Origin of the sequence: Azoarcus taiwanensis, from assembly GCF_012910885.1 — a bacterium.
In the GTDB taxonomy this organism is placed as follows: Bacteria; Pseudomonadota; Gammaproteobacteria; order Burkholderiales; family Rhodocyclaceae; genus Azoarcus_F; species Azoarcus_F taiwanensis.
In genome coordinates this window covers 1-13,353 of record NZ_WTVM01000016.1, presented here as the reverse complement: position 1 = coordinate 13,353, position 13,353 = coordinate 1, and the positions used below count along the sequence as shown (strand labels likewise).

Below are 13,353 nucleotides of genomic sequence, written 5' to 3'. Positions count from 1 at the left end.
GCGCATTCCAAACCCACTGTACCAAAGTGACCGCCCCTACCGAAGCGAAAAACCCCATCCAGGTCGTCGAGCGCATGATGAAGCTGCTCGACGTGCTGGCGCAGCACCCTGACCCGGTCCCGCTCAAGCAGATCGCGCAAGAAAGCGCGTTGCATCCGTCCACCGCACACCGCATCCTCGGTGCAATGGCGCAAAGCGGCTTCGTCGAGCGGGGCGAGGGCGGCACCTACCGCCTCGGTATCCGCCTGCTGGAACTCGGCAGCCTGGTGAAGTCGCGCATCTCGCTGCGCGAAACAGCAATGCCTTTCATGCTCAAGCTGCACGCCGAAACCGGCGAGAGCGTGAACCTCGGCATCCGCGACCGCGACGAGATCGTCTATGTGGATCGCACCTCGAGCGGGCGCTCGGCGGTGCGGGTGGTGCACATCGTCGGCGCGCGAGCGCCGCTGCACACCACCGCCTCGGGCAAGCTCTTCCTGTGCGACGACGGCATCGACAAGGTGCGCGACTACGCCCGTCGAACCGGTCTTCCGGGCTCGACCCCGACCTCGATCACCGATCTCGGCACGCTCGAAAAGGAACTGGACAAGGTTCGACGCCATGAGGTCGCTTTCGACCTAGACGAGGTGGAAACCGGGGTGCGCTGCATCGCCGCCGGCATTCGCGACGACAGCGGCGAACTGGTAGCCGGGCTGTCGCTTTCGACGCCCTCGGAGCGCTTCAATCCGGACTGGGCGCCACTGGTGCGCAGTACCGCGGCGGAAATCTCGCGCACCCTGGGCTACGTACGTCGCGACGGGCGTTGAACCCTCCGTCCTCCGTCGAACATTCGCCGCTCACCCGGCTCCCACATGCACTGGAAGCGCTCGTCCCTGCTGTAGGAGCGGTGTGAGCCGCGAACCCGCGCGGTTGATCGAGCACTCGCGCGCCCACTACCGCAGCGATTCGCCGCTCACGCGGCTCCTACATGTAATGGAGGCGCTTGTCCCTGCAAAAGGGTACAGGGCCTGGACGTTTGGCGCCAATGTGCAGGCGCCTTGAACCGCGGATCTGTGCCTCAGCTCCCGCCGCGTCGTGCCGGTGCGGCGGCCACACGATAGGCGCCGGTGGTTTCCAGCCAGTGCTTGAGCCGCTTGGCATCTGCGGTGCGGGTATAACGGCCCTCGGAATTGAGCAACACCATGATCACCGGCTCGCCCCGTACCCAGGTCTGCATCACCAGGCAGCGGCCGGCCTCGCGAATGAAGCCGGTCTTGGACAAGGACACGCTCCAGTCGGGCTCGCGCACCAGACCGTTTGAGTTGCCATATCGCAACTGACCATTGCCGACGCGCACGAAACGATGGTCCGCAGTCGAAAACTCGCGGATCAGGGGATAGGTTGAGGCGGCCTGCACCAGCTTGACGAGGTCGTGCGCGCTTGCGACATTCCGCGGATCCAGCCCGGTGCTGTCGGCAAAGCGGGTGGTCCACATGCCGAGCATGCGCGCCTTGACGTTCATCGCCTCGATGAAGGCGCGCTGGCCGCCCGGGTAATGCCGCGCCAGCGCCGAAGCGGCACGGTTCTCGGACGACATCAGCGCAATATGCAACATCTCCTCGCGGGTCAACCGCGCACCGACCGGCAACCGCGAACCGGTACCCTTGAGGCGGTCGATGTCGTCCGCGGTGATGGTCAGCACTTCCGAGAGGCTTTGGCCCGCGTCGAGGACCACCATCGCAGTCATGATCTTGGTGATCGAGGCGATCGGCATGACACGGTCGGCTGCCCGTTCGGACAGGATGTCGCCAGTGCGTTGATTGGCAACGACAAAGGCGGCCGAACCCAGCACGGGATTGCCATGACGATCGAACTGTACCTGCACCGGCGCCGACGCCTGGACCCGGTTGGACGGATTGGCGTGGGCGACACTGAAGCTGGCATGTGCAATCGCAATGCCGAGCAATGCGGTGAGAATTGAGCGGCGCTTCATCATCTACTCCACCGTGCGAAGCCTGAAAAGTGTCAACTTAATGTACGCCAATTTTCAACTAAATTAAAAAGATATCAAGCTTTCTTGAAGCGAAATCTTGCTCAGGTCAGAATTTTGTCACGATTCGGGAGCGGCAAGACACTCAAAGCCTGAGAAATACCGCAATCTCTTCACGCCGCGCCATGGCGTCCCGATAGCCAAGGTCCATCAGCGCACGAGTGTAGCCTGGTTCGAACAGCAGGTACGACAGCAGGGCCGAACCTTCACGGCGCATCGCGCCGACGCCACGCAAGACAACGCGCAACGGGCGCGGAAGGCTATCACGATGATCGCTGGCAATGGTATCGAGGCGGTGGGACGGTGAGATTACCAGCGTTTCTATCGGTCGCAAGGTGATACCCGCAGACTTGCGCTGCTCCTCCGACAGCACGGATAGCGTTCGGTTGATCCGCTCCATGCGCTCGATATCGGCGGCGAGACTGTCGAGAAATATCGACGACAGGGTATGCCCGGCGATCTGGGCCGGCGTCGGATACGCATCGCTGTACTCGCGGCCCTCCTCGGCCAATCGACCTGCTCCGATCACGAGAATGCGGTCTGCCCCCAGATGCACCGCGGGGCTCACCGGCGCGACCTGGCGCATGGAGCCGTCTCCGAAGTACTCGCGGTTGATCCGCATCGCCGGAAACACGAAGGGGATTGCGCTCGTCGCGAGCAGATGTCGCGTCGCGAGCACCGTAGGCACACCGATACGCTGCGCGCGATGCCACGGACGCAGACTGCCACAGCCCTGGTAGAAGGCAAGATTCTGCCCGGACGAGTACCCCGACGCCGAAACGCTGACCGCATGCAGGTCACCATTGCCGATAGCCTCCCCGATCCGGGGATAGTCCAGCACCCGGTCAAGCAAGGCCCGCAAGGGCGAATTGTCGAGCAGCGACCGCGGCGTTTGTCGCACCAACCAGCCTGTGGTCAATGCCGACCCCCATCGCGCGCCGGTCGCAAGCAGCGCGAGTCCGTCTGCACGATAGACGCGGTCGACATGGAAGTTGCGCCAGATCCATGTCAGCTTGCGCACAGCGGCGTTGAAGTCCTGCGAATAGACCGCCAGCGCCACCGCATTGATGCCGCCCGCCGACGTGCCGCAGAGTATCGGAAAGGGATTTCCCTTGCGTTTGCCCCTAATCGTGCGAATCGCACCGAGCACGCCGACCTGGTAGGCAGCGCGCGCGCCACCCCCGGTCAGAACCAGCGCTGCCTTGTCGCCCGCCATCTATGCGACCACTCCCCCGCATGAGTCAGGCTTCGATCATGCCATGCGGGGAGCGCGCCGCAAACCGGAAACGTCCTGTCAACCCTGATTCTGCTCCGCCTGCATGGCCTGGGCCGCCTCGACGCTCGCCAGCGCAGTCATGTTGATGACCCGGCGAACAGTGGTCGAAGGCGTCAGGATATGCACCGGCTTGGCCGCACCGAGCAGAATCGGCCCAATGGTCATGCCCTCGCCGGCGGCTGTCTTGAGCAGGTTGAACGCGATGTTGGCCGAATCCAGCGTCGGGAAGATCAGCAGATTTGCTTCGTCGCGCATCCGCGCATTCGGGAAGATACTGGTGCGAAGCTCGGCGTCAAGCGCGGCGTCGCCGTGCATCTCGCCCTCGACTTCCAGCTCCGGATGGCGGGCATGGAGAATCTGCAGCGCCTTGCGCATCTTGTCTGCGGTTGGCGACTCGGCGGTGCCGAAAGACGAATGCGATAACAGCGCGATCTTCGGTTCGATGCCGAAACGCTGCATCTCTTCGGCTGCAAGCACCGTCATCTCGACCACCTGCTCCGGCGTCGGATCGTAATTGACGTAGGTATCGGCGAGGAACAGCGTGCGCCCCGGAATGTTGAGCACGTTCACTGTGTACAGGTTGTTCACGCCCTGTCGCCGCCCGATCACGGTTTCGATGAAGCTGCGGTGCAGCGAATGCATGCCGTAAGTGCCGCAGATCAGGCCATCGCCATAGCCGAACTTGAGCAGCAGGGCGCCGATCAGCGTGGTACGACGACGGACCTCGGTCTTGGCGTAGTCGACCGACACCCCGCGCCGCTCCATGAGGCTGTGATAATGACTCCACAGTTCGCGGAAGCGCGGATCGGAATCCTGGTTGACCATCTCGAAGTCGCGATCGGCCACCATGCGCAGGCCGAAGCGCTGGATGTTGTTTTCGATGACCTCCGGCCGGCCGATCAGAATCGGCTGAGCCAGGCCTTCGTCGATCACGGTCTGCACGGCGCGCAACACCTTCTCGGACTCGCCCTCTGCGAAAATGATGCGCTTCGGGTTCTTGCGTGCGGTCGCGAACACCGGCTTCATGATCAGGCCGGAGTGCCACACCAGGTTGTTGAGTTGCCCCTTGTACGCATCCCAATCGGTAATCGGGCGGGTCGCCACACCGGAACTGATGCCGGCCTCGGCCACCGCCGGCGCGATCTTCACGATCAGGCGCGGGTCGAACGGCCGCGGGATGATGTAGTCCGGGCCGAAGCCGGAAACCTTCTCGCCGTAGGCGGAAGCGACGATATCGCTCTGCTCGGCACGAGCCAGTTCAGCGATCGCCTTGACCGCCGCGAGCTGCATCTCGTCGGTGATCGTCGTCGCCCCAACGTCCAACGCACCACGGAAGATGAACGGGAAGCACAGTACGTTGTTCACCTGGTTCGGATAGTCCGACCGGCCGGTGGCGATAATCGCGTCGTCGCGCACCGCCTTCACCTCGTCGGGCAGGATCTCCGGGCGAGGATTGGCGAGCGCCAGCACCAGCGGCTTCGCCGCCATCTTTGCGACCATGTCCTGCTTGAGCACGCCACCGGCCGACAAGCCCAGGAAAACGTCCGCGCCCTCGATAACCTCGCCCAGGGTGCGGGCGTCGGTCTGCTTCGCGTAGCGCGCCTTGATCGGGTCCATCAGCGCGGTACGACCTTCATAGACCACGCCTTCGATGTCGGTTACCCAGATATTCTCCACGGGCACGCCGAGCTTCACCAGCAGCCCCAGGCAGGCGAGCGCCGCTGCACCGGCACCCGAGGTGACCAGCTTGACCGATTTCAGATCCTTGCCCTGCAGATGCAGGCCGTTGAGCACTGCTGCGCCGACCACGATCGCGGTACCGTGCTGGTCGTCGTGAAAGACCGGGATCTTCATCCGCTCGCGAAGCTTCTGCTCGATGTAAAAGCACTCCGGTGCCTTGATGTCTTCGAGGTTGATACCGCCGAAAGTCGGCTCCAGCGCGGCGATCATGTCGATCAGCTTGTCGGCGTCCGGCTCGTCGATCTCGAGATCGAACACGTCGATGCCGGCAAACTTCTTGAACAGCACCCCCTTGCCTTCCATCACCGGCTTGGCGGCCAGCGGTCCGATGTTGCCCAGGCCGAGCACCGCAGTGCCGTTGGTGACCACGCCGATCAGGTTGGAGCGCGCGGTCAGGGTCGCGGCCTCGCCTGGGTCCTCGACGATCGCGTCGCAGGCCGCGGCGACACCCGGCGAATAGGCAAGCGAAAGATCGCGCTGGTTGGTCAGCACCTTGGTCGGTGTCACCGAGATCTTGCCCGGCTTGGGATGGCGGTGGTAGTCGAGCGCTGCCGCGCGGATCAGTTCGTCCATGTGTCTCTTCCCGTTCTCAAGTTGTGCGGTGCAGGCCACTGCCTGCAGTCTCTTCTTCTGCCTGCCGCGCCACGTCGGCTCGCTAAGCCAATTCGCATTCCGTATCGTGATACGTTAATTCAGATAGCAGAATACGCCACATGGCGCCATCTTCCAAGCCGCTTTTCCCGGACCTTCCGTTCATGGCATAATTTGCGGTTTCGGACGACTGCGGTTAACCCTAGCCAGAACCGGTTCGGCCTGCGCCCCGCGTGCGCGGCGGTACTTGCATTTAAGCACTTACCGGTTGTGAAAACACTTGGCGATTACCGCAATACGTCCGAGCGGAGCCCAAAGCTCCGCCGCGTCGAGGTGCAGCGCGTACGCACCGACATGCGACCGGTTTCGCCTTTGCAACCTGGAGAGTTCCTAGAGATGAACCAACGCGCTTCCGAGGCCGCCATGGCCGCCGCTCCCGACTACGTCCGCCACGAAGGCCTCAAGAAGTGGGTCGCGGAGATCGCCGCCCTCACCGAACCCGAGCATATCGTTTGGTGTGACGGCTCCCAGGAAGAGTACGACCACCTGTGCGCCGAGATGGTCGAATCGGGCATGCTCATCAAGCTCAATCCCGAGAAGCGCAAGAATTCCTTCCTCGCCTGGTCCGACCCGTCGGACGTGGCGCGCGTTGAAGACCGCACCTTCATTTGCTCCGAGAAGAAAGACGACGCCGGTCCGACCAATAACTGGGAAGATCCGAAGGTCATGCGCGAGACCCTGAACGGACTGTTCAAGGGTTGCATGCACGGTCGCACCATGTACGTGATCCCGTTCTCGATGGGTCCGTTGGGCAGCCCAATCGCCCACATCGGCGTCGAGATATCCGACAGCCCCTACGTCGTGGTCAACATGCGCACGATGACCCGCATGGGCCGCGGCGCACTCGACGTACTCGGTACCAACGGCGAGTTCGTGCCCTGCGTGCACAGCGTCGGCGCCCCGCTCGCCCAGGGCGAGAAGGACAGCCGCTGGCCGTGCAACCCGGACACCAAGTACATCGTCCACTATCCGGAAAGCCGCGAGATCTGGTCCTACGGCTCTGGCTACGGCGGCAACGCGCTGCTCGGCAAGAAGTGCTTCGCACTGCGCATCGCCTCCACGATGGCGCGTGACGAAGGCTGGCTGGCCGAGCACATGCTCATCCTCGGCGTCGAATCCCCCGAGGGCGAGAAAACCTACGTCGCCGCCGCCTTCCCGTCGGCCTGCGGCAAGACCAACTTTGCGATGCTGATCCCGCCCACGAGCTTCGACGGCTGGAAGATCACCACCGTGGGCGACGATATCGCCTGGATCAAGCCCGGTCCGGACGGCACCTTCCGCGCAATCAACCCCGAGTACGGCTACTTCGGCGTCGCCCCCGGCACGTCCGAGAAAACCAACTACAACGCGATGGCGACGTTGAAGGAAAACATCATCTTCACCAACGTCGCGCTCACCGATGACGGCGACGTGTGGTGGGAGGGCATGACCAAGCAGGCACCGTCCCATCTGGTGGATTGGCAGGGCAAGGACTGGACCCCGGAGATCGCGAAGGAAACCGGTCGCAAGGCTGCCCACCCCAACGCCCGCTTCACCGCCCCAGCGAGCCAATGCCCCTCGATCGACCCGGCCTGGGAAGACCCCGCCGGCGTGCCGATCTCGGCCTTCATCTTCGGCGGCCGCCGCGCCACCACCGTGCCGCTGGTGTACCAGGCCTTCAACTGGAATTTCGGCGTGTACATGGCCGCCACTCTCGGCTCCGAGACCACCGCAGCCGCCTTCGGCGCGCAAGGTGTAGTGCGTCGTGATCCGTTCGCGATGCTGCCATTCTGCGGCTACCACATGGGCGACTATTTCAACCACTGGCTGCGCATGGGCCATGTCGTTGAGCACACGCCCAAGATCTTCTGCGTCAACTGGTTCAGGATGAACGAGAAAGGCGAGTTCATCTGGCCGGGCTTCGGCGACAACATGCGAGTACTCAAATGGATCGTAGACCGCGTCAAGGGCAAGGTTAGCGCCAAGGAAACCGCGCTCGGCTGGATGCCGAACTACGTCGACCTCGACTGGACCGGGTGCGAATTCAGCCGCGAGGCTTTCGACGCGCTGATGACGGTCGACGCCGACGCCTGGCGCCAGGAGTTCAACGCCCATAAGGAATGGTTCGACAAACTGCAGGACCGCCTGCCGCGCCAGCTCGTGCTCAAGCGCGAGCTACTCGAACTCGCGGTGCACAGCGACTGATCACGCGGTCGCCCCAAGCCCGGAAAGCGCCGCCAGTCGGCGCTTTTCTTCACGGAGCAACCCTCATGCACCTCTCCCGCCGCGCTCTGGACATCCAACCCTTTCACGTCATGGAGTTGCTCCGCCGCGCCCGCGAGCTCGAGGCAGAGGGCCGCGACATCATCCACATGGAAGTCGGCGAACCGGATTTCCCGACTCCGCAACCGATCATAGACGCAGCAACCCGTTTCCTCGCTGGCGGCGACGTGCATTACACCGGGGCAATGGGCCTGCCGCAACTGCGTGAGGCAATATCGCGCTTCTACCGAGAGCGTTTCAGCGCAGAGGTGCCAGCACACCGGATCGCGATCACACCCGGCGCATCCGGCGCCCTGATGCTGGCGCTTGCCGCCACCACCGACCCGGGCGACGAGTGGCTGCTGCCGGATCCGAGCTATCCCTGCAACCGGCAGCTCATACGCGCCTTCGAAGGCATCGCCAAGCCGCTGCCGGTCGACCCCGACACCCGCTTTCAACCCACATCGGACCATGTCCGGGCCGCCTGGAGCCCGCGCACCCGCGGCCTCATGGTCGCCACGCCGTCCAACCCCACCGGCACCCTGCTGAGCCAGAGCGAACTCACGGCGCTGCGTAGCGAGGTCATCCAGCGCAAGGGGGCGCTCATCGTCGACGAGATTTACCAGGGTCTCACCTACGGTGTCGAATCGAGCACCGCGCTCAGCCACATGGACGACGTTTTCGTGGTGAACAGCTTCTCCAAATATTTCGGCATGACCGGCTGGCGCCTCGGCTGGCTGGTCGCCCCCGAAAGCCATGTCCGGGTGATCGAGAAGCTCGCCCAGCATTTCTTCATCGCCGCCTCCACCCCGGCCCAGCACGCTGCACTGGCCGCGTTCGAGCCAAGGACCCTCGACATGCTGGAAGCCCGCCGCGCAGAGTTCGCCGAGCGCCGCGCCACCCTGCTACCGGGCTTGCGCAAGCTTGGCTTTGAAGTTGCCACCGAACCCCAGGGCGCGTTCTATATCTACGCCGACGTCTCGAAACTCTGCGACGACAGCGAAACCCTCGCCCGTCGCTTCATCGAGGAAGCCGGCGTCGCCACCACACCCGGCCTCGATTTTGGCGAGCACCACCCCCGACGCTTTCTACGCATCGCCTATACGACAAGTCAGCGACGCTTGATCGAGGCAGTGGAGAGACTGGCCAGCGTTCTCGGCTGACGCAGAAACGCCCGCATGGCATCACACCTGCGGGCGTTCTCGTTCAATCACGTCAGACTCGCGGCCGATCAAGCCCCGCCGTCGGCGGTACGCGCAGCGGAAGCAAGCCGCGCCTTCATCGACAGTACGCGCTTGGTGTAGCGTGCCTCGGGATCGTTACGCGCACCGCCGTAGTATTGCAGTGCCGCCTGCAACGTCCCGTAGCGTTGCAGGCCCTCGACCAGCACCTGGGTGCCAATCTGCACGTTGAATACCGGGTCGAACAAGGCATCGTCCGGCGCATCGTCACCGATCTTGTCCATGTGCCAGCGCGGAATCACCTGCATCAGTCCCTGCGCACCGGCATGGCTTTCAGCCATTGGGTTGAAGCTCGACTCGATCGCCATCATTGCCACGATAAGCAGCGGGTCCAGCCCCGCCTCGCGTGCGGTCGCCTCGGCAGTCGCGAGCACCGGCTCGAGCGCCACGCTGGACACACGGTAGCGCTGGGCAACCCAGTCACGCACGCGCTCCATCTCGGCCGACAGCTGCAGACCATAGCCAGCACCCGACGCCTTGAGCCCGCCCCCCAGGGAGACGTTCTCAACCTCACCCACAACCGCGAAAGGCGCGACCTCCCAGCGGTCGCCGGATTCGGCCATCGGCGCTGCGGCCGCTGTCTGAACGACGAACAAGCCGGTGTCTGCAAGACTCACCGGATCCTGACGAAGATAGTCGCTACCCAGATGTGCAACCGCGGCCACACCGACAGCCACCAGGCCAATATGAGCGACACGCAGGACACCCAAACCGGTGCGGGCGGCGAGCCCGGTAATAGAAGTTGCGTCTTTCATGGTTCCTCCATCCTGATGCTGCAAGCCCGTACCCCGTCCGCCTGGGCGGAGAGTCGAGTTCCTGGAGTCCGGCCGAGCTCGAAGAAACAGAGCTCACTGCGCAGCCGGAAGGGCCTGCTTGTCAGTGGTCGTTCAGCGCTTCTGCCGCAACCAGACAGAAACACCCCGCGGTGCGAGCGGCCATGAATGAGAACCGTTGCATACGACAACGGCACCGCACCTTTGAGAGCTTGCTTCAGCAAAGTAATGCTGCAGCGCAGTATGTGCGCACTTTATTGATTTGATTGGTTTTTGTCAATCGTGAGCGTGCTTTCAAGCGGATGGAATCACGCAAATCAAAGGCAAAACGTGGCAAAACTCAGGCAGAAAGCGGGCTCTGGCGCGTTGCGTAAACGCAACGCCAACACATCCGCCCTCACGCCTTCGGCACCGGAAACCCGGCCGACGCCCAATCGAAACAAGGCCCCGGATCGGTCTTGCGCCCGGGAGCGATATCCGAATGTCCCACCACCTCGCGCACCGGATACCGAGCCCGCAATGCCTCGACAAGCGCCGCCAGCTTCCCGTACTGGACTGCCTCGAACGCCAGCGTGTCGCAGCCCTCCAACTCGATCCCAATCGAAAAGTCGTTGCACCGCTCCTGCCCGCGCCAGCAAGAAGCCCCAGCATGCCAGGCTCGTTCGTTCGCGGAAACGAACTGCACCAACTCACCATCGCGACGGATGAAGAAGTGCGCCGACACCTTCAGGCCTGCGATCTCCGCGTAATACGGGTGCTCAGCCGGGTTCAGGGAATTGGTGAACAACTGCTCCACGCCCGGCCCGCCAAAACAGTCCGGCGGCAGACTGATCGCATGCACCACCACCAGCCACGGCACACAACCGTCAGGGCGCGGGTCGCAATTAGGCGACGCCACCCGTCTCGCACCCGACCACCAGCCCGCACTCCACGCTTCACGCATTGACACACCCTTCTCCCCACTTCCGGGGCACATCCGGAGCACCCCGCCTTGATCCCCTGCATCATAATCCGGATACTTGCCGGCGAACGTTTCCGGCGACACCACGCCAATCCACCATGGGAGACAAGGTCTTGAAGCACAAGCAATCCGGGTTCATCCGCAAGGACATTATCGCCATCCTGATCGCCGGCGCCGCCCTGATCGGCCTGCTCGCCTACTTCGGTCTCAAGGGCGAACCCGTCCCCTTCTGGCCTGCCGTCCTCGTAGGCCTCGTCAACATCATCGCCGCGGCAAGACTCTTCCTGTCAGTCAAGAAAGCCCGCGCTGAAGCAGAAGCGGCCGCGCGCGCGCAATCAAAGGCCGGCGAGGGTCGTTGATCGAGCACCAATCGAACGACCGGGACGATTCAGTGGGCTCGCTCGGCATCCATGTAGATATCGTCCAGCGCAATCGCCGCATCGATTCAATCCAGGCGAACACTGCCTTGGTAATCACCTCGTGCATACCACCCGACGCATAGCAATACACCTCGACCCTGCGCTGGTCAGGGTCGACCAGCATGTACTCGCGCAAACCCGGTATCGACCGGTAAGCGAACAGCTTTTCGCGGCGGTCGATGAGCTCAGCCGAAGGCGATAGCACCTCGACGATCAGACACGGATTACGCCGGTAATAAGTTTCCCGGTCTTCCGGGTCGCATGAAAGCAGCAAGTCCAGATAGTAAAAATAGGTCTCGCCCATCTGCTCGACCCGCACTTTCATGTCTGCCATAAAAAGCTGGAAGCCTTTGCTGCGGGCGTGAGCACCGAGCACCAAACCAAAACCCGTCACAATCAGGCCGTGCCTGGCGCTCGCAACCCCATCGCCACGACTTCACCGGCCAGGTATTCGTGCTTGACCTCGGTCTGCAGTTCTCCGTCGAGATAGTCGTCGATGGTGATCAATGGCGTACGGACAGGAGGCGGCGGACTCATGGGAAACTCCTGGCAATGTCTTTGCATGGATAATAGCGAATCCGGCTACCCGCTGGCAGCTGAGATGACCAGCGTTTAGGGAGCAAAGGGACTTGCGACGCAACGCCGGCGTATCTACAATGTAGATACATCAAGGAGATGCATTATGGAAGCCGTCATTCGCAAATGGGGAAACAGCCCAGCTCTACGCCTACCCACCTCCGTTTTGAAGGAGGCAGGTTATCAACTCGAACAGAAGGTTGATCTGATCGTTTCGGGCGGCCGCATCATCATCCAGCCGTCTGAAAAAGTTGAGTACGACCTTGACGCGCTCATACGTGGCATCAATCCGGCCAATATTCACGACGAAGTGAGCTTTGGCTCCCCTGTGGGCAATGAGGCGCTCTAATGCCGCGCGCCTACGTTCCCGACACAGGCGAAGTCGTTTGGCTGGAATTCGACCCCCAGGAGGAACATGAACAAGCTGGCCACCGACCTGCGCTGGTCATCAGCCCGGCAAGCTACAACGGCAAAACCGGACTGATGGTGTGTTGCCCCTTGTCGACCAAAATCAAGGGGCACCCATTTGAAGTCGTGACCAAGCTCGATGGCGTAGATTGTGCGGTGCTTTCCGATCAAGTGAAATCGCTCGACTGGAAGGTCAGGCGCGCCAGAAAGAAAGCTGTCGTCACCGCCGATGTCCTGGTGCATGTCAGAGCCAAGGTAAAGGCGTTGTTGCAGATTTCGTGATGGGCGAAGACGACGCTGCTATCCTGCGACGCAGTCAGGCCAGGCTCATCCTAAGAAGCCAGGCCTTACCCTACGGTTCCGAGTTCGATTTCTGCTTTTATCGCTTTCCCCGAGTGAGTTGCTCGTTTGCTAAACTGGTGGCGTCGTGTTTGATGAGGTAGAACACATGCACCCAGTGATCGAATCCCATCGCGAGGCGCTACGCGCGCTGGCTCAACGCCATGGTGTGCGCTCGATCAAAGTGTTCGGCTCGATGGCGCGTGACGACGCCGACGCATCCAGCGATGTCGACCTGCTGGTCGAAACCGCTCCTGACACCTCGGGTTTCGTGCTTGGGGCATTACTGATGGACGCGCAAGACCTCCTTGGCCGCCGCGTGGATGTCGTGACCGAGAAATCGCTCCATCCCCTCTTGCGTGACCGCATCCTCGGCGAAGCGCAGCCATTGTGATTCTGGCCACATGAAGCAGAGCCCCGAAGCCAACATCGTCTACCTTGCACACATGCTGGAGTGTGCGGGCCGAATCGACGAATACGTCGGCGACGACGAGGCCCGTTTTCGCACATCCCGTCTCATTCAGGACGCCGTCGTTCGCAATCTTCAAACACTGGCGGAATCCAGTCAGCGTCTGACCGATGCAATAAGGGCGAGCGAGCCAGACGTACCTTGGCGTGCAATCGCCGGATTCAGGAATATCCTCGTACATGACTATCTGGCGATCGACGTCGATGCGGTTTGGCTGGTCGTGGATCAGG

At 62.4% G+C, this 13,353-nt stretch carries 15 protein-coding genes; 8 read left to right on the top strand and 7 right to left on the bottom strand.

What is annotated here, in order from left to right:
• The first annotated feature begins 74 nt into the window (after window positions 1-74).
• On the top strand, window positions 75-806 hold the full coding sequence (locus tag GPA21_RS04215) for an IclR family transcriptional regulator (RefSeq protein ID WP_168986988.1): 732 nt from the start codon (window positions 75-77) through the stop codon (window positions 804-806).
• A 251-nt stretch (window positions 807-1,057) separates the two neighbouring features.
• On the opposite strand, the gene pbpG is transcribed toward GPA21_RS04215, so the two are convergent.
• From pbpG to GPA21_RS04200, 3 genes are all read right to left on the bottom strand, one after another.
• The gene (gene pbpG, locus GPA21_RS04210) at window positions 1,058-1,972 is read right to left on the bottom strand and encodes a D-alanyl-D-alanine endopeptidase (RefSeq protein ID WP_168986965.1); all 915 of its coding nucleotides are present in this window, start codon (window positions 1,970-1,972) and stop codon (window positions 1,058-1,060) included.
• A 142-nt stretch (window positions 1,973-2,114) separates the two neighbouring features.
• The gene (locus GPA21_RS04205) at window positions 2,115-3,245 is read right to left on the bottom strand and encodes a patatin-like phospholipase family protein (RefSeq protein ID WP_168986964.1); all 1,131 of its coding nucleotides are present in this window, start codon (window positions 3,243-3,245) and stop codon (window positions 2,115-2,117) included.
• A 78-nt stretch (window positions 3,246-3,323) separates the two neighbouring features.
• Window positions 3,324-5,618: an NADP-dependent malic enzyme gene (locus tag GPA21_RS04200; RefSeq protein ID WP_168986963.1), complete on the bottom strand. Its 2,295-nt coding sequence runs from the start codon at window positions 5,616-5,618 to the stop codon at window positions 3,324-3,326.
• Between the two features lie 414 nt (window positions 5,619-6,032).
• Here GPA21_RS04200 and GPA21_RS04195 point away from each other — a divergent pair, with 414 nt between their 5' ends.
• Window positions 6,033-7,880 (top strand): phosphoenolpyruvate carboxykinase (GTP), encoded by a 1,848-nt coding sequence (locus tag GPA21_RS04195; RefSeq protein WP_168986962.1) that lies wholly within the window; start codon window positions 6,033-6,035, stop codon window positions 7,878-7,880.
• A 65-nt stretch (window positions 7,881-7,945) separates the two neighbouring features.
• On the top strand, window positions 7,946-9,100 hold the full coding sequence (locus tag GPA21_RS04190; protein ID WP_168986961.1) for a pyridoxal phosphate-dependent aminotransferase: 1,155 nt from the start codon (window positions 7,946-7,948) through the stop codon (window positions 9,098-9,100).
• Between the two features lie 68 nt (window positions 9,101-9,168).
• On the opposite strand, the gene GPA21_RS04185 is transcribed toward GPA21_RS04190, so the two are convergent.
• The gene (locus GPA21_RS04185) at window positions 9,169-9,933 is read right to left on the bottom strand and encodes a transglycosylase SLT domain-containing protein (protein WP_168986960.1); all 765 of its coding nucleotides are present in this window, start codon (window positions 9,931-9,933) and stop codon (window positions 9,169-9,171) included.
• Between the two features lie 415 nt (window positions 9,934-10,348).
• On the bottom strand, window positions 10,349-10,894 hold the full coding sequence (gene ampD, locus GPA21_RS04180; protein ID WP_168986987.1) for a 1,6-anhydro-N-acetylmuramyl-L-alanine amidase AmpD: 546 nt from the start codon (window positions 10,892-10,894) through the stop codon (window positions 10,349-10,351).
• A 131-nt stretch (window positions 10,895-11,025) separates the two neighbouring features.
• Between ampD and GPA21_RS04175 the strand changes: the two genes are divergently transcribed.
• Window positions 11,026-11,271, top strand: coding sequence for a hypothetical protein (locus GPA21_RS04175; protein WP_168986959.1), 246 nt, complete (start codon window positions 11,026-11,028; stop codon window positions 11,269-11,271).
• On the opposite strand, the gene GPA21_RS20830 is transcribed toward GPA21_RS04175, so the two are convergent.
• Window positions 11,204-11,707 (bottom strand): Uma2 family endonuclease, encoded by a 504-nt coding sequence (locus tag GPA21_RS20830; protein WP_339379815.1) that lies wholly within the window; start codon window positions 11,705-11,707, stop codon window positions 11,204-11,206. The genes GPA21_RS04175 and GPA21_RS20830 overlap by 68 nt on opposite strands.
• 20 nt (window positions 11,708-11,727) lie before the next feature.
• Window positions 11,728-11,868 carry a hypothetical protein gene (locus GPA21_RS20825; protein WP_246261752.1) on the bottom strand — a complete coding sequence of 47 codons (141 nt, stop codon included), beginning with the start codon at window positions 11,866-11,868 and terminating at the stop codon, window positions 11,728-11,730.
• Between the two features lie 145 nt (window positions 11,869-12,013).
• Between GPA21_RS20825 and GPA21_RS04165 the strand changes: the two genes are divergently transcribed.
• From GPA21_RS04165 to GPA21_RS04150, 4 genes are all read left to right on the top strand, one after another.
• Complete coding sequence (locus GPA21_RS04165; protein WP_168986958.1) at window positions 12,014-12,256, top strand: AbrB/MazE/SpoVT family DNA-binding domain-containing protein; 243 nt, start codon at window positions 12,014-12,016, stop codon at window positions 12,254-12,256.
• Window positions 12,256-12,597 carry an endoribonuclease MazF gene (gene mazF, locus GPA21_RS04160; RefSeq protein WP_168986957.1) on the top strand — a complete coding sequence of 114 codons (342 nt, stop codon included), beginning with the start codon at window positions 12,256-12,258 and terminating at the stop codon, window positions 12,595-12,597. The genes GPA21_RS04165 and mazF overlap by 1 nt, the downstream gene beginning before the upstream one ends.
• A gap of 166 nt (window positions 12,598-12,763) precedes the next feature.
• Window positions 12,764-13,048: a nucleotidyltransferase family protein gene (locus tag GPA21_RS04155; RefSeq protein WP_168986956.1), complete on the top strand. Its 285-nt coding sequence runs from the start codon at window positions 12,764-12,766 to the stop codon at window positions 13,046-13,048.
• 10 nt (window positions 13,049-13,058) lie between these two features.
• Window positions 13,059-13,353 (top strand): HepT-like ribonuclease domain-containing protein (locus tag GPA21_RS04150; RefSeq protein ID WP_168986955.1); only part of this gene is annotated, 295 nt, incomplete at its 3' end.

Excerpts from the sequence above, each read along its gene's own strand:
- GPA21_RS04215 (WP_168986988.1), top strand. The coding sequence starts at position 75 with ATGATGAAGCTGCTCGACGTGCTGGCGCAGCACCCTGACCCGGTCCCG.
- pbpG (WP_168986965.1), bottom strand. The coding sequence starts at position 1,972 with ATGAAGCGCCGCTCAATTCTCACCGCATTGCTCGGCATTGCGATTGCA.
- GPA21_RS04205 (WP_168986964.1), bottom strand. The coding sequence starts at position 3,245 with ATGGCGGGCGACAAGGCAGCGCTGGTTCTGACCGGGGGTGGCGCGCGC.
- GPA21_RS04200 (WP_168986963.1), bottom strand. The coding sequence starts at position 5,618 with ATGGACGAACTGATCCGCGCGGCAGCGCTCGACTACCACCGCCATCCC.
- GPA21_RS04195 (WP_168986962.1), top strand. The coding sequence starts at position 6,033 with ATGAACCAACGCGCTTCCGAGGCCGCCATGGCCGCCGCTCCCGACTAC.
- GPA21_RS04190 (WP_168986961.1), top strand. The coding sequence starts at position 7,946 with ATGCACCTCTCCCGCCGCGCTCTGGACATCCAACCCTTTCACGTCATG.
- GPA21_RS04185 (WP_168986960.1), bottom strand. The coding sequence starts at position 9,933 with ATGAAAGACGCAACTTCTATTACCGGGCTCGCCGCCCGCACCGGTTTG.
- ampD (WP_168986987.1), bottom strand. The coding sequence starts at position 10,894 with ATGCGTGAAGCGTGGAGTGCGGGCTGGTGGTCGGGTGCGAGACGGGTG.
- GPA21_RS20825 (WP_246261752.1), bottom strand. The coding sequence starts at position 11,868 with ATGAGTCCGCCGCCTCCTGTCCGTACGCCATTGATCACCATCGACGAC.
- GPA21_RS04165 (WP_168986958.1), top strand. The coding sequence starts at position 12,014 with ATGGAAGCCGTCATTCGCAAATGGGGAAACAGCCCAGCTCTACGCCTA.
- mazF (WP_168986957.1), top strand. The coding sequence starts at position 12,256 with ATGCCGCGCGCCTACGTTCCCGACACAGGCGAAGTCGTTTGGCTGGAA.
- GPA21_RS04155 (WP_168986956.1), top strand. The coding sequence starts at position 12,764 with ATGCACCCAGTGATCGAATCCCATCGCGAGGCGCTACGCGCGCTGGCT.